Here is a 25,415-nt window from a genome sequence, read left to right on the forward strand (position 1 = left end):
CCTTGGTGGTTATTTAGCTCAAATCCTACCGTAGCCTTTGGCGTTAATCCCGTAAAAAAATAGTAAAATAATAAATAGTTTATTTATAAGTGGATTTAGTTTTTTATATTAGTAATCAATAAGTTAATTGTTATTTTTGTGGTAAGGTTTTAAAGTAAAATTAACGTATAAGGGCCATCAAAGAGTTGTCTGATCGTTCATGATTTCGCTTTTAAAATTAAACATAATTAGGAATTGTGATCCTTAAATTTGGTGAGATGGTCAAACTGCTTTAAACTTAAAATCTTATCCAGTTAAACATTTATGTATAAATCTTGAATTGAGCAAGACTTATATAGTGTATGTACTGGAATTTTATTTTTTGCGTTTTTTTAATTTTTATTTTTGAGTTCTCTTAATATGAAAAATATCGGTTTAGCCATTTTAGCAATCAGCCTTTCAGGTTGTGCTGCAATGAGCGTAGAAGAATGTAAGACTGCGAATTGGTCATTAGTGGGTGAGAAAGATGGTTCGAAAGGTTCTTCGCCACGTTTAGATCAATATTACAAAGCATGTGGAAAAGCCAATATTGTTCCAGATCAAAAGTCATATGAACGTGGGTATAAAGAAGGCCTAGGTTATTATTGCCAGCCAGCAAATATTTTTTATAACGCTTTAGAAGGTAACGGTAATATTAATGTATGCCCAGTTGAGCAGCGTAATCGTTTAAGACCTTATTATCGAGCTGCCTCAGATTACTACAATGCAAAAGCTGAATATGATCGTTATGACGAGAAGTTTAAGCAATATTCTGATAGCGCTTATAACGAAAAATTAAAGCCAGAAGAGCGCGAACGCTATCGTAAACTTTTAAGAGAATTACAAATTGATCGTGACCGTATTAACAGAAACTATTGGAACTCAATTCGAGATATCGAACGTTTTAAATATGATCATGGATTAAAATAATATTTTAAAAAAGGATTGATCTGTTTGAGATCAATCCTTTGTTTTTTTAAAGATAATAACTCGTTTTTGTCATTAACTTTGAAATAGCAGTCATCGTGATTTTTACTGCATATGGTAATTCAACACCACCTGCTTCAAGTGCAGTATGACGGTGATGCAATTCATCTTCATTCATTTGCTCTAGAATTTTGCGCGAGCGTTCATCTTGAGCTGGTAACTGGTTTAAGTGATCTTGCAAATGTAGACTAACTTGACGTTCAGTTTCAGCAACAAAACCTAAGCTATATTTATCACCTGCAATACCGGCAAGAGCACCCATACCATATGAAAGGCCATACCAAATCGGGTTCAATAAGCTTGTATGACTATTTAGCTCTTTTAAACGGTCTTCACACCAAGCTAAATGGTCTTGTTCTTCAATCGCTGCCTGTTGCATTTCGCGGCGTACATTTGGCAATTTCGCTGTCAATGCTTGCCCATGATAAAGTGCTTGAGCACACACTTCACCACTGTGGTTAACACGCATTAAACCTGCAACATGGCGAGCATCTTCTACACCAAGTTTTGCTTCTACTGTTTCAGCTGGATTTTGGCGCTGCGCTGCTGTTGCACCCGGAACAAGACTACGTAATGCTTGATCAAAAGAGTTAATAAGTTGATCAATTCCAGTATAGTGGCGCATAAATTAGTCCTCCAAAGAAAGATGTGCTGTGGCAAGCATTGGTTTTAGTCGGGCAAGAAGCCATATACTAAAGATTGCACTAAGTACAGCTGTAATAATAAATAGTATTTTAATATCAATTTTTAAAACACTTAAGATTAAGATTGAGAAAATTGCAGAAGAAACCATAAAAACGGCATTTAAGATGTTATTTGCTGCAACCACTCGGGCACGATGTGAGCGTGGTGAGTAAGCCTGCATCATGGAATATAGAGGAACAATATAAAAACCGCCACTAATACCCAATAAAGTCACAGCAATCATGACATGGTAGTAAGCCCAGCCTTGGGTAAAAACATCTTTTAAAGTCAGTAATGCTCCAGTTCTTTCAGGTACAAAAGCCAGACTGGCTGCAAGGTAGAGCGCAAAAACAGTAAGGCCAACTGCACCGATTGGCACCATTTTAATATTAATTTCTGAACCACCAATTTTGCGGCAAAGAAGAGAACCCACACCAATACCGACTGAAAAGAAAGTGAGTAATAGGCTAACCACATTTTCCGATGCATGAAGGTTTTGTTGAGTCAACTGCGGAATTTGGGTTAAATAAGTCGCTCCATAAAACCAGTACCATGAGTTACCTAACAAAATTGTAAACACTAACGGTAAGCTTTTGGTATATTTGATAGTTTGAAAGCTTGTACGAACAAAGTTCCAGTCAATATCTAAATCAGGTGCGGCAACTTTTTGTGGCAAGATGAAACGGCTGAATAAATAGCCTATGCAAGCAATCGCTACTACAGTAATACTAATCCATAATAAGTTTCCATCTGATGATGCAATTACGGCACCCCCCAAGATCATTCCGAATAAGATGGCCATGGATGTACCAGACTGAAACAGGGCATTGCCAGACATGAGTTCATGTGGTTTTAAGATTTCTGGCAAAATGGCATATTTAATGGGACCAAAGAAAGTTGAATGTGTGCCCATCAAAAATAGGGCTAAAAGAAGCAACCATAAATGCCCCAATAAAAAACCGGCAGAACCGATGAGCATAATAATGATTTCTAAAATTTTTATGCCACGGACAAGTTGTGAGCGTTCATACTTATCAGCAATTTGTCCGGCAGTTGCTGAAAAAAAGAAATATGGCAAAATAAACAACAATGCTGCTAAATTATTGAGTGTGCTTACTGGTGCAGATTGTTGCTGAATCCAACCATAAGTAATGACTAACAATAAAGCTTGCTTGTAAACATTGTCATTTAATGCGCCAAAAAACTGGGTAAAAAACATCGGTACAAACCGACGTGATGTCATCAGGGATTCATCTTGTTTCATCATGTGCAAGCTTCATTGAGTTTTATAAAAAAATGTGACGGAGTGTTAATTTGCATCTAAAACCATGTATGATATTTTTAACGCTTGATTAAATGAAAAATCAATGGTTTTGAGTGAGTTTTGTCCTCATATTGGTGCGTTTATTAAAAAATAAGTTTAGAGTTTTTCATGCCTTCTAAAATTAAGTTTAAACAGTCAACTCTTTCTCACTCTATGCATTTAATCTTAAAAATGCAGAGTATACCTAAACTTATTTGTAGCAGCTTATTATTAAGTTTATGTGTTACTCCTTGTTATGCTCAAAGTTCGGCTGAGACCGTTACACCAGAAGCAAACCAGACGGTAACAGATTCATTGGTACAACAAACTAATACAAATAACCCAAGTGATGTTCCAATTACCGATGTCGCTACTCTTGTAACTCAAGCACAGCAACAACAAGATAGCTTGGCTATATTGCAACAACAAGAACAATTTCCGAATCAGATTGAAGAATTTAAGCCAATTACGCTTGATAATCTTGAAGACTTACCGGTTATGCCTGTTGACCAGAATATGGCAAATGAAATTTATCGGGTAGCAGAAGAGGCAAAAAACGAGGCTCAAAACTTCCAGAATGGTACGCAAAAACAACCAGAAATGGTGGTGAATGACGCATCACAAGCAGAATTACATGAAATTAATCAGGCCCCTGTAAATATTGACCAGCTCATGCATGAGATTCAATCTGATAGTAAGATTGTGGTTGAAGCCAATGAAACAGGAAAAACTTTACCTGAGCTTACTGCTGCCGTTGATGAGCCACCCGAAGAAAAAGGTTTCTTTAGACGTATATTCAATAAAATCCGTCCACCTCGGGTAATTCCAATGGAGCAGATACCCCGTATTACTGCTGAGGTTACGGGTGCGCCAGATGATTTAGCTAAAAATATCAAAGGTAAATTATCTACATTTACCCAAGAATCATTTGAAGATTTTAATGCAGCGCTACCGCAACTTAGGAGCTTAAGTAATCAGGCTGCTCAAGCTGTAGGTTATTACAATGCTGAGTTTCGTTTTGAAAAGTTAAGTGCCAGTCGCGTACGCGTTAATGTAACGCCAAATGAACCAGTACGGATTAATGAACAAAACATTGAATTTACTGGTGCTGGTGCAAAACAGCCACAATTTCAGGTCATTCGTTTAGTTCCTGACCAAGATGTAGGTGATATTTTTAATCATGGCCTTTACGAAACCACAAAAAGCCGAATTGTCGATGCTGCATCGGATAATGGTTATTTTGATGCGTATTGGCGTTTACATGACGTAAAAGTGAGCCAACCTGAAAATAAAGCGGATATTAACCTCAAGTATGAGACTGGTGAGCGTTATAAGCTTGGTAAGGTTGAGTTTCGCATGAGCGATCCATCAAAACCATTACCTTTAAATATGAATATTCTTGAAAGCATGGCACCGTGGAAAGAGGGTGATGACTATGCTTTTTGGCGTGTAAATGTTTTAGCAAATAACCTGACTAACTCACGCTATTTTAACTATACCTTGGTCGATTCAATTAAACCCGACCCAATTGAAAAACCACTTGAGTTACCACCCGATTTACAAGCGTTGGTCGATCAGCAGAATGTTGATATTGACGAATCGAAGCTGCTTCCTTTAGAGCAACAACAACTTGCCAAAGCACGCCAGTTGGCGTCCTCAAGTAAAGAAGTGACACAAAATGTGGTAGATGAAAAACAATTTGCCGGAACTGAAAGTGTACAAGCCGCACCCGCATCTTTAAAAGCTGCAACTGTACAGCATGAAGAACAAGAGTCTGAACAAGACCGTTTACAGGCTCAAGCTCGGGAAGAAAAACGTATACCAGTGATTGTGACGTTAAATGCCGATAAACTAAATAGTCTGGAAACAGGTATTGGTTACGGTACCGACACTGGCGCCCGTTTACGTAGTCAATATAGACGTTCGATTGTAAATAAATACGGTCATTCATTTGATGCAAACTTGGAGCTTTCCCAAATTCGTCAATCTATAGATGGGCGCTATAGTATTCCTTATAAACATCCGTTAAATGATTACTTTAATATTGTGGGTGGTTACGAGCGTGAGACGAGGGATGATATTGGTCCGGATGTAAGCTTACTTACAGAATCGGCAGTTTTAGGGGGTGAACGAGTTATTAAAAAACCACTCGGAAACTGGCAACATACTATTGGGGTACGTTATCGTCTCGACCGCCTAACTCAAAAGGGGAATGTAGATATCTCTGAGCTACCAGATGCATTTAAAACTGCTGCATCAGAGCAAGAAGCATTATTATTTAGTTATGAGACCTCTAAAACCTCAAGTAATACACGCTTAAACCCAACCAAAGCTTTTAAGCAAACTTATAAATTAGAATTAGGTAGCGAAAGTTTACTTTCAGATGCCAATATGGCGATTGCAACAGCCGGTTGGAGATTTATTTATTCTTTAGGTGAAAATGATGACCATCAGTTTGTTGGGCGGTCCGATTTTAGTTATATTTTTACCGATGAGTTTGATAAAGTTCCATACAATTTAAGATTCTTTACTGGTGGTGACCAGACAATTCGTGGTTTTGATTATAAAAGTCTTTCACCAGAAGATAATGGATATAAGATTGGTGGACAGGCTCTAGCAGTAGGCTCTTTAGAATATAACTATCAATTCAAAGAGGGTTGGCGAGCAGCTGTTTTTTCTGATTTTGGTAATGCTTACGATAAGAGTTTTAGTAATCCGACGGCCTATAGTGTTGGTGTCGGTATTCGTTGGAAGTCCCCAATTGGACCAATTCGTTTAGACGTGGCTTCTGGTATTTCTGATGATAACCATCCGATTCGTTTGCATTTCTTTATTGGTCCACAACTTTAAAAATAAAATTTTATTAGGTTTATTTTATGGCGGAAGTAGAACAGCAGCCCACTTCGGCACCTAGCTCTCCTAAGAAGCGACGTATTTTGCGTAGCTTCTTGCTGACAATCTTGATCATACTTTTATTACTTGTTGCTTCCATCATTATTATGATGTCGACTGACCGTGGAAGCCGTTTTTTATTAGATCGTGTTTTACAAGCTCAGCAAGTCATTAAATATGAGTATGAGGGGGGTAATTTACTCAGGGGAATTATTCTTAAAAATATTATTGTTCAGTTAAAAGAAGTTGACGTTACTTTAGATAGAGCTGATGTCCGTTTAGGGTGGCGTTCTTTAATATTAGAAAAAGAAGTGCATTTGAGCAATGCAGATGTCCGTAACCTAGTTATTATTAACAAAGCGCCGCCATCAGATAAGCCATTTGAGTTTAAACCCATTAAATTACCATTCGTGCTTCGTGTAGATGTTGGAGATGTTGATCATTTAGAAATTAAAAATTCAGGTTCTGTCGTAAATTTCCATGATGTTCATCTAAATGATGCTTTGTGGTCAGAGACAAAACTGAAATTTGAAAATTCAAGTATGGATATGGGGTATCTTTCTGTTCATAACGCAACAGGAAATATGGACTTTAGCGGCAAATACCCACTGAATGCGACTGCAGATTTAAGAATTCCTTCTTTAAAAAGTTTAAACATCCAAAATATCAAGGTGGCAGCGCGAGGTAGTTTAGATACCTTGCAAGCCGGTGTAGCAACGACAACACCAGATTTATTAACAGGTTGGGTTGTTTTACATCCTGTTCGTCATGAAGTGCCTATGCAAGGTGCATTATTACTCAAAAATTATCACTTGCCTTTACTGGTTGAGCAAAAATTATTTGCTAAAAACGGTGTAATTAAATTTCAGGGTGATGTTAAGCAACTCAACTTAGCGCTTGAGACAGATTTAAAAGGGGAGAATTTACCTGAAGGCCAGTACAACGCCTTAATGAATACTGATCTGGTTCATCAGTTGAATATTACTGATTTTAACGGGCAGGTCATGAAGGGTGCAGTTAATCTTAAAGGATTAGTGAACTGGAAAGATCATGTCACTTGGGACATCAAAGGTCGCCTAGATCATGTTAATCCTAAAGACAAAGCTATTCCACAGGTCGTTCAGGATTTCTTGCCGCCAAGTCTAGATGCAGCCGTTTCTTCAACTGGCTCTTTGGAAAAAGGTACGGAAGTATTTGCCAATGTAGACTTTGACCGCTATGAATCTTGGAAACTTAAACTAAACCAAGCACCTGAAAAGAATAAGAAGCCACAACCAATGTTTATGAATGTGGCTTGGGCAAATATAGATCGTGCTATGCCATATATAGGTTGGTTAAGTAGTGATAGTGGTCAAGTTGATTTGACTTTGCGAGATGGTCAGCAAGATATTAAAGTTTCGACAAAAGTATATCAGCATGAACAGACCTTATTACCGGCTGGACAATATTTAGCAACTTTGAATGTTAAAGATAATATTCTTAATGTTCCTAGTTTTAGTTTTGCGGCTCAAAAGGGTAGCCTCACAGGTCAGGCCAAAGTCTTATTACCAAGTGAAAAACGTCAGCTGGCATGGAATGCATTATTAAATGCAAAAGACTTTAATCCACAAAGTATACATACAGCGGCACCAGTTAACTTGCTCAACGGATCAATTAAAGCCAGCGGTTTTGCAAAGCCAAATCAACAAATTATTCAGCTTGAAAAAATTGATTTAAAAGGTCGCTTGGCTCAAGCAGGTCAAGAAATGGTTGCGCTAGCTGGAAAAAGTACAGCAGCTTTATTATTTAATGATGTTAAAGCAGGTGGCGGTTTTAAAGGCTTTGCTGTCAATTATGACGGATCTTTAAAAGCGCTTAATCAAGCCAATGGACTATTAAAGTTTTCTATTGCAGGTACCCCAGAATTTATCCGAATTAGTCAGTTACAACATGATGGTGTTGCTGGGAAAATCTATGCGACTGGGGCATTAAATTTAAAAGACCGTATTGCTTGGGATATTAATAGCTCGTTAGTACGCTTTAAACCTCAATATTTTGCCTCTAGTGTAAAAGGCGAAATTTCAGGAAATGTAAAAACACAAGGCATCTGGTCTGACAAGTTAAAGCGTATTGATATTCAACAATTGAACCTTGCGGGTTATTTGAATAATAAGCCAGTCAGAGGTAAAGGTAACTTATCCATACTTATGGATTCGAACCAAAAAGGCTTTTTACCTCAGCAATTTGAAGCAAATAATCTATTTTTAGTTTATGCGCAAAACCAGTTGCAGGCGACTGGTAATGCACAGAATTTAAAAATTAAGCTGAATGCCCCTGCGCTTTATGAGTTGTATCCGGGTTTAAGTGGGCGTGCATATGGAGACTTGAGTGTCCAATCTCAACCGCGTTTGAAAGCTACGGCGAATATTGCGGTTGATAATTTTGCATTTAATACATTAGTCAGTATTAAAAAACTTCGTATCCAGGGTGAATTGCCTACTTCCGAAACAACACCAACTCAGTTAACAGCAAAATTAGACAATTTACGTAGTGGTAGCCGTCAAATTCAGTCTGCTGAGGTGAATTTAACAGGAACAAGAAAAGCACATTTATTAAAAGTGCAAGGAAATAATAATGTTTCTAAATTCTATGTTCAGTTAGCAGGTGGATTTAATGCGAAGAATGATTGGTTAGGGCAAATTCAAAAAGGAAGTTTTGATTCACGCCGGATTCGTCTAGCACAAAATCAAAATGCACCAGTTGTTTTCTCATCGGCACGTTCTGAATTATATGTTGGACAACATTGCTGGCAAAGTACAAATAGCCAGTTGTGTCTTGACCAGCCTGTGCGTGTGAGTAAAGCGCAAGGCAATATTTCATTTGTTACTCAGAATCTAGATTTAGGCGATTTTGCTGCGTTCATGCCGGAAGGTTTGGCTATGACTGGCCAACTTAATGGTTATGCTAAAGCTTCTTGGGTAAATGGTGGGCATCCTAAGCTTGATGCACGCTTAGTGACAAGAAAAGGTGAACTGGGCCTAGCAGCGGAAGACCCGCAAGATCCACCGACTACTTTGGCTTATGATGAACTGAGTGTAATTGCAAAAAGTATTTCAGAAGGCTTATTGTTCCGTGTCGATGTAAAAACACCTGATATTGGTACAGGATATGCGAATGTTATTATTAATCCATACCAATCATCTATGCCGATGCATGGAGAGGTAGCTTTTAACGATGTACAGTTAAAAGTGTTAAAACCATTCATTCAAGATGTACGTTCAATGAGTGGTACCTTAGCCTTAGCTGGCAAAGTGAATGGTACTTTGACCCAGCCACAGTTTACGGGCGAAATGCGTTTGAAAAACGGGGCGATCAGTATGATTTCCCTGCCGGTTAATTTAACCAATGTACAGGTGTATTCATCTATTCGTCAGGACATGGCAACAATTGATGGTGCATTCAATAGTGGACAAGGTGTAGGGTTACTTAAAGGTAGTTTTGACTGGAAAAATGCGCCGCGTCTACAGTTAAACTTAAAAGGTGATAACTTACTTGTACGTCAAGCTCCATTAATTACAGCTATTGCAAATCCGAATTTGACACTTGATATGTATCCTTTTGATAAGCGTTTAAGCTTGAAAGGATCAGTAGATGTTCCTCGTGCACGTATTTCAATGCCTGAAACAACTGCACCAGTGGTTAACACATCTTCAGATGTTCGTATTGTTCGCCAAGGTCAGGACCCACTTGCAATTTTACGTGCGGCAAAACCGTGGGATATCCGTGCAGATATCTCAGTAAATATTGGCAATCAAGTCATCTTCCAAGGCTTTAATAGTAATATTCCTTTAGTGGGTCGTTTGAATTTAACCCAACGCGGTTATGAAACGGCAATGCGAGCAATGGGTGCTATTGGTGTAAGTCAAAAAGTGAAAATTGAGGCCTATGGTCAAAGCCTGGATTTAAATCGTGCAATTGCCCGTTTTAATGGTCCATTAGCAAACCCGACGTTAGATATTGATGCGAATAAAAATGTTCAGGGTAGTATGGTTGGGGTTCGTGTCACTGGTACTGCTTCATCACCAAACATTCAAGTTTATAATGATGCAGGCCTTTCTGAGCAAGAGGCATTAAATGCACTCGTGACAGGGCGTATTAATGAAGGTGCAAGTGGTTTAAGTAATGCAGAAGGCTTTAAATCTGATGTGAACAATACAATTGCTGCTGCTGGTATTAGTATGGGCTTGGGTGGTACTCGTGCTTTAACGAATCAAATTGGACGTACTTTTGGTCTGAGTGGTCTTGCATTAGATGCTCAAGGTACAGGGGATGATACTCAAGTAAGCTTAACTGGTTACATTACACCTGATTTATTTATTCGATATGGTGTGGGTGTGTTTACTCCAGTCAATAAACTGACGTTGCGTTATCAAATGAACCGCCGTTTGTATTTGGAAGCAAGTCAATCTTTAGAACGAGCAATAGATTTATTCTACAATTGGCGATTCTAAATGCTTTAAGAACACTAAAAACCGAGATGAAAACATCTCGGTTTTTTATTGAAGGATGGGCAAAAATAAAGACATATTAAGTAGAATTTTTGCAAAGTCTGTCAGATTCAGTATGATGTGGGCAGCATAGTCTGTGTAGAGTAATGATGAAAAAAGTTTTATTTGTTTTAATGGGCATGTTATTAGTCGGCTGTACAGAAAAAAAGCCTTTAACACCTGAAGAGCAATGGCATGGCTATTGTACAAGTGTGGGAAATGCAGCAAGAAGTATTCTGTTTGACCGTCAGCAAGCAATTGAGAAGTCTCAAGCCATTGAGCATGCTAATAAAATTGAAGACGAAATTACGAAAAAATTCATCTTTAATATTATTGAAAAAGTTTACGCCATTCCACAAGACGAATTAAAAACGAATCCAGAAGCCTTACAAGAAAAGATTAGAAAACAAATGACAGATGAGTGTTTGGTTACCCCACATGACAAAATGCCAAACTACAAAAAATTCTAAGTGTATAAGACATCGTCAAACACTCCACTAAGGTGGAGTGTTCTTTTAACTTAAAATACCGCATGATAAGTCAGTCATTAAGATCATTATTTATACACGGGTATTTAGTTACAAAATAATGGGCATCACGGAGAAACACCCCGCGCTCATTAACTTTTGGCTTGAACTCTAGTAAAATTTTGTAGTCCATATTACTTGTGAAGCTTTGTGAAAGCTGGAATTTACAAGTAATTTTTTAAAAAAAGAGGAATGAACACCGTGCTAGAAGCTTACCGCCAACACGTTGCTGAACGTGCCGCACTCGGAGTCCCACCGAAGCCACTTGATGATGCTCAAACTGCTCAACTTGTTGAGTTATTAAAAAACCCACCGGCAGGTGAAGAAGCATTCTTGGTTGATTTGCTTGAAAACCGTGTTCCTGCAGGTGTTGACCAAGCAGCTTACGTAAAAGCAGCTTTCTTGGCAGCGATTGCAAAAGGCGAAGCGACATCTCCGCTAGTTTCTAAAGAACGTGCAGTTTATTTACTAGGTACGATGCTTGGTGGCTATAACGTAGCGCCTTTAGTTGAGCTTCTGGATGATGCTGAATTAGGTAGCTTAGCTGCTGAAGCTTTGAAAAAAACATTACTTGTATTTGATGCGTTCCATGACGTAGCTGATAAAGCTAAAGCTGGCAATGCAAATGCAAAAGCTGTTTTACAATCTTGGGCTGATGCTGAATGGTTCACTAGTCGTAAAGATGTACCAGAAGAAATCAAAATCACTGTGTTCAAAGTAACAGGTGAAACAAACACTGATGACTTGTCTCCTGCTCAAGACGCATGGAGCCGTCCAGACATCCCATTGCATGCAAATGCAATGTTGAAAAATGAGCGTGATGGTATCAACCCTGAAAAACCAGGTGAAGTTGGTCCATTAAGCCAAATTAAAGAACTCATTGCTAAAGGCAATCAAGTTGCTTATGTTGGTGACGTTGTTGGTACAGGTTCATCTCGTAAATCTGCAACAAACTCTGTTCTTTGGTTCTTTGGTGATGAAATCGCTCACATTCCAAACAAAAAAGACGGTGGTGTGTGCTTAGGCGGTAAAATTGCTCCGATCTTCTTTAACACAATGGAAGATGCTGGTGCGTTACCAGTAGAAATCGATGTTTCTAACATGAACATGGGTGACGAAGTTACTCTTAAAATCGATCATGCTGCTGCAAAAGTAACTGCGTTCAAAAATGGCGAACAAATCGCTGAGTCTGAACTTAAAACTCCAGTACTTTTAGATGAAGTACGTGCTGGTGGTCGTATTAACTTGATCATTGGTCGTGGCTTAACTGCTAAAGCACGTGAAGCTTTAGGTTTAGCTCCATCTACATTATTCCGTACTCCAGTACAACCGGCTGACACTGGTAAAGGTTTCACTTTAGCTCAGAAGATGGTTGGTCGTGCATGTGGTCTACCAGAAGGTCAAGGTATCCGTCCAGGTACTTACTGTGAACCTAAGATGACTACAGTTGGTTCTCAAGATACAACTGGTCCTATGACTCGTGATGAGTTAAAAGACCTAGCTTGCTTGGGCTTCTCTGCTGACTTAGTAATGCAGTCTTTCTGTCATACTGCTGCTTATCCAAAGCCAGTTGACGTACAAATGCAACATACACTTCCAGACTTCATCATGAACCGTGGTGGTGTATCTTTACGTCCAGGTGACGGTATTATCCACTCTTGGTTAAACCGTATGCTTCTTCCAGATACAGTAGGTACTGGTGGTGACTCGCATACTCGTTTCCCAATTGGTATTTCATTCCCAGCAGGTTCTGGCCTTGTAGCTTTCGCTGCTGCAACTGGTGTAATGCCACTTGATATGCCTGAATCAGTTCTTGTTAAGTTCAAAGGTAAAATGCAGCCTGGTATCACTTTACGTGACCTTGTACATGCGATTCCTTACTATGCAATCAAAGAAGGCGATCTTACTGTTGAGAAAAAAGGTAAGAAAAACATCTTCTCTGGTCGTATCTTAGAAATCGACTTAACAGAAATGGAAACTGACTTAACAGTTGAGCAAGCATTCGAACTTTCTGATGCTTCTGCTGAACGTTCAGCTGCTGGTTGTGCAATCACACTTTCAGAAGAGAAAGTTGCTGAGTACTTACGTTCTAACATCACAATGCTTAAGTGGATGATTTCACAAGGCTATGGTGATGCACGTACGATGGCTCGCCGTGTTGAAAACATGGAAAAATGGTTAGCAAACCCAAGCTTACTTAAAGCTGATGCTGATGCTGAATACACTAAAGTGTATGAAATTGACTTGTCAGAAATCAAAGAACCTATCCTTTGCTGCCCGAACGATCCAGATGATGCGAAACTTCTTTCTGACGTTCAAGGCGACAAAATTGATGAAGTATTCATCGGTTCTTGTATGACTAACATTGGTCACTTCCGTGCTGCTGGTCAGTTACTTGAGAAAGTACCAAGCGGTTCATTAACAACTCGTTTATGGTTGGCTCCACCAACACGTATGGACGAACATCAGTTAATGGAAGAAGGCTTCTATAACACTTATGGCCGTGCTGGTGCGCGTACAGAAATGCCTGGTTGTTCATTATGTATGGGTAACCAAGCACGTGTTGCGCCGAACACAACTGTTGTTTCGACTTCTACACGTAACTTCCCTAACCGTTTAGGCCAAGGTTCTAACGTTTACTTAGCGTCTGCTGAGCTTGCATCTGTTGCTGCTGTACTTGGTAAATTACCAACTCCGGAAGAATACCAACAATATGCAGCTCAAATTGACAGTATGTCTGCTGACATCTACAAATATTTGAATTTCGACCAAATGGGCGAATATACAAATGCTGCTGATAAAGTAGATACTAAGAAAATTGCTGCTGCTCAGTTGACTTAATAGGTCGATTTAGTACAAAAAAGGAGCTGATTATTCAGCTCCTTTTTATTTTAATGAGAATTGGTACATATTTTAATTATTAAAATAATAAATTAATCATGTTTTATTCTAATAAAATGTAAAAATAAATATAACGCTAGATATTAAAGAAGATTTTGTTTTAAAATATTTGTATGAACTTAAAAATAATTAAAAAGAACATGGGTATTTTATATATGGAATTTAAAAATGCTAAAGACAATTGTTGAATTTAAATTTGATGATTATCAGCTATATGATCAAAATTTATCAGCAGAAGACGGGAATACTTTAGTACAGAAAACTGAAGATATTGCACAATATATTTATAGTATATTAAAAAATAGATATCACTTAAATATTGAGTTAAATGCTGAGCGTTGGGGCTGGGAAATAGAAGTGCCATTACCTGAGATTACGATGTATATCGGTATTAGCGTTTATGAAGAATACAGTAATGGTTTTGCAATATTCATTTCACCAAATACACCAATTTTAAGAAGATTTCTTTTTAGAAAGTTAGATATTACTCACCATATTATGTTGCTACAAAATTATATTAATGTCATTTTGAAGTCCCATGCCGGTATATATGATGTGCAATGGTGGGAGGAAAATGAGTTTAGATATGTTGCAGCGCATTAAAATATAATTAGTAAATATGAAATATTATTTATGATTGTTTAGCTAATACAATTAATAAAATATTTTATTGGCTGCTATAGTGGTGAATTTACGTATGTGAGCTTAATATATGTTCAATATAACGTGGTTCAGATCCGTATGCGAATTTTAGCATGGAAGACAGTACGTCGGTTCTTCTATAACAACCTTCATAATCATGATTACGAAACGACAGTAAGTAGATGTATTAACTACTTTTTAGTTTTCTTAATTATTGGGAATGTAGTTGCTGTATTACTAGAAACAGTAAATGATCTGTATTACAGCTACCGTATATGGTTTGACTACTTTGAAAATGTCTCAATTGCAATTTTCAGTATTGAATATCTCTTACGGCTCTGGAGTATAGTCGAGCGTGATCCGACACAAGCTGCATGGAAGCAACGTTTAGCATGGATGAAAAGTGGTGAAGCACTGATTGACCTCATGGCAATTTTGCCTGCGTATCTAAATTTCTTTGTACGAATAGATCTTCGTATGTTAAGAATTTTACGGTTACTTCGATTATTAAAATTAACTCGTTATTTCATCTCACTACAAATATTGCTATGTGTGATTAAGCGAGAAAAAGGTTCCTTTCAGGCAGTGATTTTTATTTTAATCATTATGATTATTATGACTGCCTCTGGTATTTATGTTGTTGAGAATAAAGCGCAACCGGAAGCTTTTAGCTCTATTCCTAAAGCAATGTGGTGGGCGGTTGTGACTTTAACTACAGTCGGATACGGCGATGTCACACCAGTAACTAGTCTAGGAAAATTATTGGGAGCCTTAATTACAATTCTAGGGGTAGGGATTGCTGCTTTACCGGCTGGTATTTTAGCTTCTGGTTTGGCCAATGAACTTAACCAGCGTAATCAGCGCCTTGAACAAGAGTTCCGAGAGTTACTTCAAGTGCGTGGTATTGATATCATGCATGATGAAGTTGAAATAGAACGTATTCGACAAAAAGTAGGGTTACCAAAAGAACAAGCGCATAACCTGATTATCCAAATTATGCGCGAAAAAGTATTAGAAGAGAAAGAAGCTGTTAGAGAGAAGAAATGTTATTGCCCGCACTGTGGTGAAAAGTTAACAGATTAGAGACTCAACGAAAGCCTGATCATACTCAGGCTTTTTGAGTTGCTTTTTCTACAGCAAATGCAATGAGTAAGATAATAAGGCCACCAAGGCTCAGTACAAAACCTACCCAGATTGGTGCAATCCAACCCATCTGATGGCTAAGTACCCAACCACCTAAAAAAGCGCCTAATGCATTAGCAAGATTAAAGGCGGAGTGGTTAAGTGAAGCTGCTAGCGTTTGTGCATCACCTGCAACATCCATGAGGCGTGTCTGTAAAGCCCCACCTAAACCCATAACGGTTAGGCCAATTAAGAATAAAGAGCCAATTGCGCTATAGATATTACTCATTAGAAAGCTTGCGACTACAAATGCGATCGCTGAGCTGATGAGTACGCCCACAATAGTTTTATTGAGGTTTTTATCTGCAAGCCAACCCGCAGCTAAACCACCAATCACCATCCCGATGCCCCACAGCGCTAATGCAATAGGAACAATCTGGATATTAACTTTGGTGTATTCAGTGAGAATTGGTGAGACATAGCTATATACCGAGAACATGCCCCCAAAACCAATTGCGCCGACTGCAAGGGTTAACCACATATTTATATTTTTAAGCCCCGCTAATTCTGTTTTTATGCTGGCAGTAGCTTGAACTGGAATATTCGGTACAAAGCAAGCTACAGCAATTAAAGTAAAGAATGCGATCGTTGCTGAAAATTCAAAACCTGCTCTCCAGCCAAAATGTTGACCTAACCATGTTGCTAAGGGTACGCCAATAACGGTAGCAACGGTTAGTCCCATCATCATTTGCGCAACTGCTGAAGCTCTTCGTGAAGGGCCTGCGAGTTCAGCCGCGACTAAAGCGCCGACACCAAAATATGCGCCATGAGGTAAACCTGCAATAAAACGAGAGACTAAAACGGTTTCTGGGGTATGTGCTAAAGCTGTACATGCATTGGCAATACCATAAAACAGCATGAGGCAAAGCAATAGGGTCTTTCTAGGCACTTTGGCACCCAAAATGGCAATAATAGGGGCACCAATAACAACACCTAATGCATAAGCACTAATAAAATGCCCAGCTTCAGGTACTGTAATCTTTAAATTGTGTGCAATTTCCTGAATAAGACCCATTGCGACAAATTCTGTAGTGCCAATACAGAAACCGCCTACTGCGAGAGAAAAAATTGCCAAGAAGAGTGAGTAATGTCGAGGGGAAGAAGAAGGGGATTGGGGTGACGCCATAATAAATTAATAAAAGGAAACTCAAAAAAGAAAGTATAAGGGAAAAGAGACCAAAATAATAAAAAACTAGAATCTCGAGAGGAAGTTTGCATATTTAAAACCGGAATATTTTATCTATACATTCCAGCAAGGTTATTCAAAGTGGGTGAAAGTAGGTCGTGCATTTGGGCATGGGGTTGCAGATGTTGCCTCAATAGGTTTATGGGAAGTATTTGGAACTCCAGCTGAAGCATACTTTAATGGTAAAGAAACAACTTATGAAGTGACTTATGGTGAAGATGATTTAGTAAAAAGTTATAAGCTCATTGACTTTAATCAAGCTTTTCCAAAAGTAAAAGAACAATGAGGTAATGAAAGAGGCCACTTGGCCTTTTTCTTTTTATATAAAAATCTTTAACTTAAATTTTTTAATGATAATAAGAATTATTTTTATTTGTGTATAATACATTTGCTTATGATTTGTCTGTAAAAATTTAAATTTTCCTAATAAGGATCGAGAAATAATGAATAGATTATTAGTAACATCACTTATTTTTGTATGTAGTTACACCTTTGCTCATGAACCTTATGTTGCGCCATTAGCGTATAAAACTGAGCAGACACAAGTACCGGTAGTAGCTGGTTATGCTGAAGAAGCACTAAATAGTGAATACGCTTTAAAAGATGCCAAGCTTACCGTCATTACCCCTAAACAAGATCCTAAAGTTATTAATGCTGAAGCTCTACATAAATCTGTAACTGTTTTCGATGTTGCTTTACCGGAAGACGGTACATATATTCTTCAAACTCAGGCGAGTTACCCTTTAAAATATGTATATGATCAAAAGGAGTGGCATTTATTTTTTGATTTACCAGCAGATAAAGCTCCGCCAAAAAAAGAGCGTGACTATCTAATTCCTGCTGATCTTAAAACTAAAAAGATTAAAACAGAGGAAGTAACAAGAGAATGGGTATTACAAAGTTATCTTTCAAAAGGTAAAGTTTCAGATATTCGACTTCCAAATACACCAGTTAAAGTTAATTTTTCTGTTCATCCTAACCAGCTTAAAGTTACCCAAGCAGTTCAGCTAACCATAAGTGAAAAAGGCCAGAACCTATCTTATGCTGAAATTAATTTAAGAGAAAAAGGTGCAACTGATAAACAAGTACTACATTTTAAAGCTGATGATAAAGGACAAGTTGAACTTAAATTTCCAAAAGCTGGAGAATATGTAATGGAAGTCACAGCTCCAGTGGATTTAAAGTTAAAGCCTAAAAATCAAAATTATACGATTGTTAGCTTACAAGTGAACGAGTAAGAATATTTCATTTTATAAAAATAGATCTGAATGGGTCTATTTTTTATTTGTTAGTAAAGTCCATATGTAATTAACAAAAACTTATGTTGAGACAAATTAATTAATTTTGTGATAAGATGAATGGTATTCATTGGTGATGATTTATCTCCGTTAACTCTGTTTAGTAATAAACAAGAGATAACTTGAAAATTTATAGATAAATTTATGTATTCAGGCTTGTGCCCATGTTAGAAATTCGACACCTTAAAACTTTAGTTGCTTTACGTGAACATGGTTCACTGGTCGCTGCAGCTAATGACCTATGCTTAACGCCCTCGGCTATTTCTCACCAATTAAAAGAATTAGATCATTGGTATGGGGTAGAGGTGGTTAATCGCCGCAGTCGACCTGTTAGTTTTTCTAATGTAGGACAACGCCTACTTAAGTTAGCTGATGATGTATTGCCGCAAATTCAGATTACTCAGAGTGACATTACACGTATTGTGCACGGACAAACGGGCAGAATTATTTTTTCATCTGAATGTCATAGCTGTTTTGACTGGCTAATGCCTTTACTCAATCAGTACCGTCAGCAATATCCAGACGTCGATTTAGACTTTGCTTCGGGGTTTGAAGCGAATCCACATGAACTTTTACAAAATGCTGAGTTTGATTTACTTATTACAGCCGATCCGATTGCGCTAAAAGGAATCGAATACTTCCCGATTTTTGAATATGAGTCGCGTTTGGTTTTATCAAATACTCATCGATTGGTTCGTGTTGAAAATATTACTGTTCAGGATCTCGCAGAAGAGGTTCTTATTACTTACCCCGTTGATAAGCACCGTTTAGATATCATGTCGAAACTGTTTATACCTGCAAATATTCAACCAAAACAAATCCGAACAACAGACTTAACGCAAATGCTTATTCAACTTGTTGCGAGTGGCCGAGGTATTGCTGCTTTGCCAGATTGGGTAGTCAATGAATACGAACAAAAGGGTTGGGTGACTAGCCGTCGTCTAGATTGTGTTTCTCCAGCAGGTTTAAGACGTACATTGTATGCAGGTTATCGAACTGAAGAAAAAGAGAAGAGCTACTTTGAAGGTTTCTTAAAGCAGCTAGAAAAGTTTTCTTTAAAACGCACTTCTTACTATTCAGGCTAAAAGTACTTATTTAGCCTAAGCATTTATTAAAAGGTACCTTCGGGTGCCTTTTATTTACCTATAAACAAAGATAATAGACCTGCTGCAATCAGCGGGCCAACAGGTACACCACGGAGTAACGCTACACCTGCAACCGTACCAATAAGTAAGCCTGCCACAACATCAGGTTGGCTCGACATAAGTTTTACACCACGACCACCTAGCCACGCGACGAGCAGACCAATTGCAATAGCGACCAAAGATTTAAAACTAATAAAGGATTTTAAAATACTCTCTCCACTAAGCTTGCCACTTGCAATAGGGGTGAGTACGCCAATTGTTAGAATAAGTATGCCTAAGTTTAGGCCATGGGCCTGAATATAAGGAAAAAATTGATTTAATGGCGTGATTTTTATGACGATTAAAATACCTGCTGCGATAGTTACAGCTGCATTTTGACTTAGTAAACCGCAGATAAGTAAAACTAATAAAACAACTAAATTAACATCAAATTGGGCAAGCATGGGAAGCGGCAAGAAAAGCAAATAATTTGAATTGTATAATAATTGAGAGCCAAAATGTCAGAGCTTTTAAGGTTAAAAAAGATCAAACAAAGTCTTTTTAGTGGAAATTTTCTTGTATATGACTCAATGATAAAGAGTTTTATCTGTGGTTACGCTTGGAAACAATGTTATATAAATTAACAACTTAAAAATTATTCTTTTGAGAGAGTGTGATATAAAAATAATCACTACTCATGAGTACAGGATTAATCTTATGGATATTATAGATATCAAGATCAAAGATCAATTTGATCAAATTCATGACGCGAAAGCTCAATTAAAGAAGAATTTAGTTGAACATGAAAATGAGCCTTTAAAGCTAAGTCAGCGTATCGAACATATTATTGTAGATAATGAGGTGATCTTACCCACTACAGAATTGCTATTTGAAAGTGAACAAAACGAAAAAATTTATCGTGTCATTGAAGAATAATTCGAAGTTAATGAAGTTAAATGCGAAGATGATAAAGCAGAAGGTAATAAAACACTAAAATTACGTTAAAATAATGGTTTCGTTTTAAAGAGAAAGCTTTATGCTGCTGGAAAAAATTTTACAATCACAAGGGTTTGGTTCACGTAAATATTGTCAGCAGTTAATAAAAAATGGTTCAGTAAGTATTGATGGGGAGGTTGTGAGTGATCTCAAAAAGCAGTTCTCCCCAGAAAATTTTGAGTTTTCCGTTTTTGGTCAAAATTATCAATATAGAGAAAAAATTTATATTGCTCTAAGAAAACCTCAAGGTTTTGAGTGTTCTCATCATCCTCAGCATCATCAAAGTGTTTTTAGCCTACTGCCTGAGACCATGATTCATCGTGGTGTGCAGGCGGTTGGACGCTTGGATCAAGACACAACGGGTCTGCTTTTACTTACTGATGATGGTAAATATCTACAAGCTTTAACTCATCCTCGTAAACATGTACCAAAGGTTTATCACGTTACAACTTACGACCCCGTAACCCCTGAGCAAATTGAAATGCTTACTCAAGGTGTTAATTTACACCAAGAAAAGGGGGTATTTGCTGCCACAGATGTAGCACTACTAGGAACTCATCAATTAACGATGACTATTCATCAAGGTGTTTATCATCAAGTTAAAAGAATGATTGCAGCCGTAGGCAATAAAGTCGAGAAGTTACATCGACATCAAATTGGTCAATTGGTTTTACCTGAAATTGAGGAAGGGGGCTGGGTATATTTGTCGGAGCAGGAAAAACAACTCGCTCAAAATATTATTTAAGAAAACAATGAAATGTCTGAAACTCACTGTCTCTAATAAACCCCATTTTTTCATAGAGGCGGTGAGATTCGTGATTATTCGATTGAGTTTCTAGACTAATACGTAAGGCGTTTTCTTGTTTTGCAAATAAAATCGCTGTATCAATGAGCTGTTTTGCCGAGCCTTGACGACGGAAAGGGGGAGTGACATATACATCATCTAAGATGTAGTAAGTTGAACAAGCAACTGAAGAAAAACCTAAATAAAGCAATACGAACCCAGTAATTTTTTCGTCCTTAATATGGATAAAAAAGACGCTCTCTTTATTCTCAAAACGTTGTTTTAAAAAATGATGAGATTCTTCTAGATTAGAAGATGCACCATAAAATTGACGGTATTCATCAAATAGGACAGCGAGTTGGCTTAGGTCTTCATAGGTCGCTCGTCTTACAATCATTAGGCGCTCCTTGTATTTATGTTTATATTTTTACAAAGAGAGCATAACTAAAAAAGAAGCGAATTGACGTTAAAAGTTGTTTAAAAATGCAACACCGTTAAGTTTTGTCACTTTCACCTAATAGTGCATTTAACTCTTCAAATAAATCTTCGTGGTCATCATCTTCATTTAAAGTTGAAGCGTTTTGATTTAATGAAGATGCTTTTGCTTTTCTCAGTTTTAATAATTGTTCCATATTAATATTCTGGTTTTCGATCGCAAAAGGAATAGATTTGGTTAAGACGACTTGTTTAAAGAACAGTCGTACTGCTTGGGCAGGGGTAATCCCCAATTGTTTAAAAACAGCAAAAGCCTGTTTTTTCTCTTGGGAGTCAAGTCGAACCTGATAAACTTCTGTTTTTCGCATGAATAACAAAACCAAATGATTTTTAATTTTTAGGGATTTATTTTAAACCATCGGAATGTAATTTCAATGTCTTTCAGCATAAAAAATAATCTTTTTGTCATTACGATGAGATTACAGTGTCAATTCAAGCTGAGAATTGAAAACCATTTCCTGTTTTGTTAGCGGGTCTATAAAAGAAATTTGCTTAGCTAGAAGCTGTAAGGGCTGAGAAAAATCATCATCGGCTTTATGTTGAACTATTGGATAAAACGGATCATTTTTAATCGGAATTCCCAAATGATTTAAATGGACGCGGAGTTGATGCTGTTTTCCGGTGGTTGGCGTTAAACAATATTTAGCCCATGAGTAATTATGTTCAATCAACTCAATTTTAGTTTCGGTATTGGTTTTTGTATGTGCAATCACCTGCATTGTATAAAAGGGAGTACCTTTATCTAAATACAATTTTAAATTCTGAGGAAATTTTAATTCAGCTTTATATGCAGCGATTGCATGGTAAATCTTATTGACTTGACGATCTGCAAATAACTGTTGGTAAATTCCACGTGACTGTGGTCGTTTGCAAAATAAAACGACACCGGCAGTTTCACGGTCTAATCGGTGGATCGGGGTTAAAAACTCATTACCAGTTTGCTTTTTTAATCGGACTAATAATGTTTCTTGTACATATTGCCCTGTTGGGCTAATCGTTAAAAAATGGGGTTTATCTACAACAAGCAAGTCATCATTTTCAAATAAAATCTGATGCTCAAAGGGAACATGTACTTCGTTAGCAAGGAATCGGTAATAAAAAATATGTGTGTTTGCTATATAAGGGCTGTTTAATGTTAATTTTTCACCATTTGCCGCGTAAATAAGCCCATCTTGAAAACGCTGCTGCCACTCTGTTGATTTTATATGAGGAAAATTTTCGCAAAGAAATTGATAGATGGTTTGTGCTGTCGTTTGTGGAGGAAGATAGACTTGGCTTGCGCTTACGCCATCAATCATAGGTGGGAAAAATTCAATCGGACTAGACATAAAAGTGTGTCAATATTTAATAAATGTGATGTAAAAAAAGCCAACTTTAAGCACTTAAGTAGGCTTTAAAGCAGGGCAATGGTATCATATCGATTATTTTGAATCATGTTATGTGTGTTATGTCGTATTCATTGAAAATGGTCTTAAATCATGAAGAAGATACCCAGCATTTAGCTCAGGCATTGGCGCAGCATGTTCAAGCTGGTGTGATTTATCTGATTGGAGATTTGGGCGCCGGTAAAACGACATTGACCCGTTATTTTTTGCAAGCTCTAGGGCATAAAGGCTCGGTTAAAAGTCCGACGTATACGTTGGTTGAACCATATAAAATCAATAATAAAGAAATTTTTCATTTTGACTTATATCGTCTCAATGATCCGTACGAACTTGAATTAATGGGAATCCGTGATTATCTAGATATTCAGGATGCACTATTTTTATTTGAGTGGCCATCGAAAGGTGGAGACGAAATCCCTGAAGCAGATATCGTCATTGATATTCAAAAATCAGATGATGAACTCAATCGTTTCGTGACCTTAACTTTACCAACAGAGCATTTGTACCAGACTTTGCAGGAACAGCTTCATGACTGATGAAAAGCTAACACAACGTCGTATTCATACATTAGACGCCGCGTTAGCCAACCAGATTGCTGCCGGTGAGGTGATTGAACGTCCTTCATCGGTCGTAAAAGAATTATTAGAAAACTCAATTGATGCAGGTGCAACCGAGTTAATTGTGCGGATTGCACAAGGCGGCTCAACATTAATCGAGATTATTGACAATGGACATGGGATTCATCCTGATGATTTACCATTGGCAGTGATGCGCCATGCAACCAGTAAAATTAAAACAGCAGAAGATTTACATGCCATTGTTAGCTTAGGTTTCCGTGGTGAAGCGCTTGCTTCTATTGCAGCAGTTTCACGATTGACTTTAACCAGTAGCCAAGATGAAAGCGGAATTGGTCATCAGGTTGAGGTGAATGGTACCGCCTTTGATCATCAACAAGTCCAAGCTGTTGCTGCACAAAAAGGCACCCATATTCGAGTTCAGGACTTGTTTTTTAATGTACCTGCTCGCCGTAAATTTTTAAAAAAGCCAACCACTGAATTTGGGCATATTGAAGAAATTGTACGCCGTTTGGCTTTAACGCATTTTGATATACGTTTTGTACTTGAGCATAACGATAATATTCGAATTAATTTACCAATAGCAGATAGTGGTGAATTAAGATTTCAGCGTGTACAGCAATTATTGGGTCAACAGTTTGTTCAAAATGCTTACTGGATCGATGCCGAAAGTATTAATATGCGTTTGTCAGGTTGGCTAGGGCATCCTTCAGATGCACGTGCCCAAGCAGACTTACAATATGTGTATGTAAATGGCCGGATTGTGAAAGATAAAACCATTTCACATGCTTTAAGAATGGCATATGACGGTATTTTACATGGCCATCAGCATTCATCTTATTTACTTTTCTTAGAAGTCGATCCTGAAAATATTGATGTTAACGTTCACCCGACGAAACATGAGATTCGTTTTCTAAATCAACGTGAAGTACATGAGTTTGTAAGACATTATGCTAAAGAAACGCTAGCACAATTTCAGACAGCTAGTGCTGATTTAGCACAAGCCATGAAAGTGGACGATACTCAAAATCTTTCGGTACAACCTCAGCCTAAATACCAAGAACAATTTACATTGCACCGTACAGCGCAAGCCGCTGATACAGCAGTAGACAAACCAAATGGTTATCAGCCTTCTACTGAGCTTTTAACTGATTTTGATAATAGTGGTCCCCAAGCTGTTCATTATGCGGAACAAACTCCAAAATATAATGGTTCTGCGCAGTTAAATAATGCATTAAAGACTTACTTGGCTCCATTACGTGATCAACCTGCTAATTTTTCAGTTGATGAAAATATTGAGCCTGTCGCTAAGGTAGATGAATTTCCATTAGGTATCGCAATTGCCCAGCTTCATGGAATTTATATTTTGGCGCAAAATACTGAAGGCTTGATTATTGTTGATATGCATGCAGCACATGAGCGTATTTTGTTGCAACAAATGAAAAATGCTTGGGATAAACCTGAGTTTTGGACATCTCAACAGTTGCTTATCCCTAAAGTGATCTCAATTAGTCGTATGCAAGCTGTTCGTGTTGAGGACTTAAAACCTCAGCTTGAACGCTTAGGGTTAGAGATTGATTTATATGGCGATGAGCAAGTCATTGTGCGTGGTGTGCCGGCTATTTTGCAAAAAGCGGATTTTGAAAATCTTATTCCCGAACTTCTCAATGACTTAGATCCAAACGATGAAGCACAAGGTTTATTGCAAAAGCGTGATGAACTGTTAGCAGGTATGGCGTGTCATGGTGCAGTACGTGCTCATCGACAACTTAGTCTCTCAGAAATGAATGCTTTACTTCGCCAAATGGAACAAACCGAATTTGCGAGCCAATGTAACCATGGTCGCCCAACTTGGCGTGCATTTCCATTATCTCAACTAGATAAATTATTTGCTCGAGGAGAGTAGTTTT

General features: G+C 37.8%; 20 protein-coding genes and 1 pseudogene. 14 read left to right on the forward strand and 7 right to left on the reverse strand.

Translation table 11 applies throughout. The features are described 5' to 3' along the window. Window positions 1-399: 399 nt before the first annotated feature. Window positions 400-948 carry a DUF2799 domain-containing protein gene (locus NQ782_RS01330; RefSeq protein ID WP_000789247.1) on the forward strand — a complete coding sequence of 183 codons (549 nt, stop codon included), beginning with the start codon at window positions 400-402 and terminating at the stop codon, window positions 946-948. A 46-nt stretch (window positions 949-994) separates the two neighbouring features. Here NQ782_RS01330 and coq7 read toward each other — a convergent pair whose 3' ends face one another. Next, window positions 995-1,630 carry a 2-polyprenyl-3-methyl-6-methoxy-1,4-benzoquinone monooxygenase gene (gene coq7 / locus NQ782_RS01335; protein WP_001216787.1) on the reverse strand — a complete coding sequence of 212 codons (636 nt, stop codon included), beginning with the start codon at window positions 1,628-1,630 and terminating at the stop codon, window positions 995-997. A gap of 3 nt (window positions 1,631-1,633) precedes the next feature. Next, window positions 1,634-2,956, reverse strand: a complete 1,323-nt coding sequence (locus tag NQ782_RS01340) for an MFS transporter (protein ID WP_086231038.1) — start codon at window positions 2,954-2,956, stop codon at window positions 1,634-1,636. A gap of 165 nt (window positions 2,957-3,121) precedes the next feature. Here NQ782_RS01340 and NQ782_RS01345 point away from each other — a divergent pair, with 165 nt between their 5' ends. From NQ782_RS01345 to NQ782_RS01370, 6 genes are all read left to right on the forward strand, one after another. Continuing rightward, on the forward strand, window positions 3,122-5,842 hold the full coding sequence (locus tag NQ782_RS01345; RefSeq protein WP_031993104.1) for an autotransporter assembly complex family protein: 2,721 nt from the start codon (window positions 3,122-3,124) through the stop codon (window positions 5,840-5,842). 26 nt (window positions 5,843-5,868) lie between these two features. After that, window positions 5,869-10,374 carry a translocation/assembly module TamB domain-containing protein gene (locus NQ782_RS01350; protein ID WP_031976452.1) on the forward strand — a complete coding sequence of 1,502 codons (4,506 nt, stop codon included), beginning with the start codon at window positions 5,869-5,871 and terminating at the stop codon, window positions 10,372-10,374. A gap of 143 nt (window positions 10,375-10,517) precedes the next feature. Next, window positions 10,518-10,880 (forward strand): hypothetical protein, encoded by a 363-nt coding sequence (locus NQ782_RS01355; protein WP_000976735.1) that lies wholly within the window; start codon window positions 10,518-10,520, stop codon window positions 10,878-10,880. Window positions 10,881-11,138: 258 nt separating this feature from the next. After that, window positions 11,139-13,778, forward strand: coding sequence for a bifunctional aconitate hydratase 2/2-methylisocitrate dehydratase (locus NQ782_RS01360; RefSeq protein ID WP_000888596.1), 2,640 nt, complete (start codon window positions 11,139-11,141; stop codon window positions 13,776-13,778). A gap of 228 nt (window positions 13,779-14,006) precedes the next feature. After that, the gene (locus NQ782_RS01365) at window positions 14,007-14,441 is read left to right on the forward strand and encodes a hypothetical protein (protein ID WP_000920881.1); all 435 of its coding nucleotides are present in this window, start codon (window positions 14,007-14,009) and stop codon (window positions 14,439-14,441) included. Between the two features lie 138 nt (window positions 14,442-14,579). Then, a complete protein-coding gene (locus tag NQ782_RS01370; protein ID WP_001221035.1) occupies window positions 14,580-15,563 on the forward strand; it encodes an ion transporter in 984 nt (327 codons plus the stop codon). A gap of 25 nt (window positions 15,564-15,588) precedes the next feature. On the opposite strand, the gene NQ782_RS01375 is transcribed toward NQ782_RS01370, so the two are convergent. Continuing rightward, a complete protein-coding gene (locus NQ782_RS01375; RefSeq protein ID WP_002014361.1) occupies window positions 15,589-16,788 on the reverse strand; it encodes an MFS transporter in 1,200 nt (399 codons plus the stop codon). 112 nt (window positions 16,789-16,900) lie between these two features. Between NQ782_RS01375 and NQ782_RS01380 the strand changes: the two are divergent. The 3 genes and pseudogenes from NQ782_RS01380 to NQ782_RS01390 all read left to right on the forward strand — a co-directional run. Further along, a pseudogene (locus NQ782_RS01380) lies at window positions 16,901-17,134 on the forward strand (hypothetical protein); the annotation flags it as partial. 157 nt (window positions 17,135-17,291) lie between these two features. Next, window positions 17,292-18,086 carry a DUF4198 domain-containing protein gene (locus NQ782_RS01385; RefSeq protein ID WP_057094064.1) on the forward strand — a complete coding sequence of 265 codons (795 nt, stop codon included), beginning with the start codon at window positions 17,292-17,294 and terminating at the stop codon, window positions 18,084-18,086. A 224-nt stretch (window positions 18,087-18,310) separates the two neighbouring features. Further along, on the forward strand, window positions 18,311-19,231 hold the full coding sequence (locus NQ782_RS01390) for a LysR family transcriptional regulator (RefSeq protein ID WP_057094062.1): 921 nt from the start codon (window positions 18,311-18,313) through the stop codon (window positions 19,229-19,231). Window positions 19,232-19,281: 50 nt separating this feature from the next. On the opposite strand, the gene NQ782_RS01395 is transcribed toward NQ782_RS01390, so the two are convergent. After that, window positions 19,282-19,734, reverse strand: coding sequence for a DUF441 domain-containing protein (locus NQ782_RS01395; protein ID WP_000880860.1), 453 nt, complete (start codon window positions 19,732-19,734; stop codon window positions 19,282-19,284). Window positions 19,735-19,987: 253 nt separating this feature from the next. Between NQ782_RS01395 and NQ782_RS01400 the strand changes: the two genes are divergently transcribed. Both NQ782_RS01400 and NQ782_RS01405 read left to right on the forward strand, forming a co-directional pair. Beyond that, window positions 19,988-20,206 carry a hypothetical protein gene (locus tag NQ782_RS01400; protein ID WP_000351255.1) on the forward strand — a complete coding sequence of 73 codons (219 nt, stop codon included), beginning with the start codon at window positions 19,988-19,990 and terminating at the stop codon, window positions 20,204-20,206. Window positions 20,207-20,306: 100 nt separating this feature from the next. Further along, window positions 20,307-21,011 (forward strand): pseudouridine synthase, encoded by a 705-nt coding sequence (locus NQ782_RS01405; protein WP_000923643.1) that lies wholly within the window; start codon window positions 20,307-20,309, stop codon window positions 21,009-21,011. Here the strand turns inward: NQ782_RS01405 and NQ782_RS01410 are convergent. From NQ782_RS01410 to NQ782_RS01420, 3 genes are all read right to left on the reverse strand, one after another. Further along, complete coding sequence (locus NQ782_RS01410) at window positions 21,004-21,447, reverse strand: GNAT family N-acetyltransferase (protein ID WP_000637090.1); 444 nt, start codon at window positions 21,445-21,447, stop codon at window positions 21,004-21,006. The two genes, NQ782_RS01405 and NQ782_RS01410, sit on opposite strands and share 8 nt — an antisense overlap. Before the next feature lie 97 nt (window positions 21,448-21,544). Beyond that, complete coding sequence (locus NQ782_RS01415) at window positions 21,545-21,853, reverse strand: type II toxin-antitoxin system RelB/DinJ family antitoxin (protein ID WP_001232531.1); 309 nt, start codon at window positions 21,851-21,853, stop codon at window positions 21,545-21,547. A gap of 111 nt (window positions 21,854-21,964) precedes the next feature. Then, window positions 21,965-22,873, reverse strand: a complete 909-nt coding sequence (locus tag NQ782_RS01420) for a pseudouridine synthase (protein ID WP_057094060.1) — start codon at window positions 22,871-22,873, stop codon at window positions 21,965-21,967. 119 nt (window positions 22,874-22,992) lie between these two features. On the opposite strand from NQ782_RS01420, the gene tsaE reads away from it, so the two are divergent. Next, the gene (tsaE, locus tag NQ782_RS01425) at window positions 22,993-23,466 is read left to right on the forward strand and encodes a tRNA (adenosine(37)-N6)-threonylcarbamoyltransferase complex ATPase subunit type 1 TsaE (RefSeq protein ID WP_057094066.1); all 474 of its coding nucleotides are present in this window, start codon (window positions 22,993-22,995) and stop codon (window positions 23,464-23,466) included. Then, on the forward strand, window positions 23,459-25,411 hold the full coding sequence (gene mutL, locus NQ782_RS01430) for a DNA mismatch repair endonuclease MutL (protein ID WP_057094059.1): 1,953 nt from the start codon (window positions 23,459-23,461) through the stop codon (window positions 25,409-25,411). The genes tsaE and mutL overlap by 8 nt, the downstream gene beginning before the upstream one ends. Window positions 25,412-25,415 lie beyond the last annotated feature (4 nt).

The organism is Acinetobacter sp. BD54, from assembly GCF_044778325.1.
Taxonomy (GTDB): Bacteria; Pseudomonadota; Gammaproteobacteria; order Pseudomonadales; family Moraxellaceae; genus Acinetobacter; species Acinetobacter baumannii.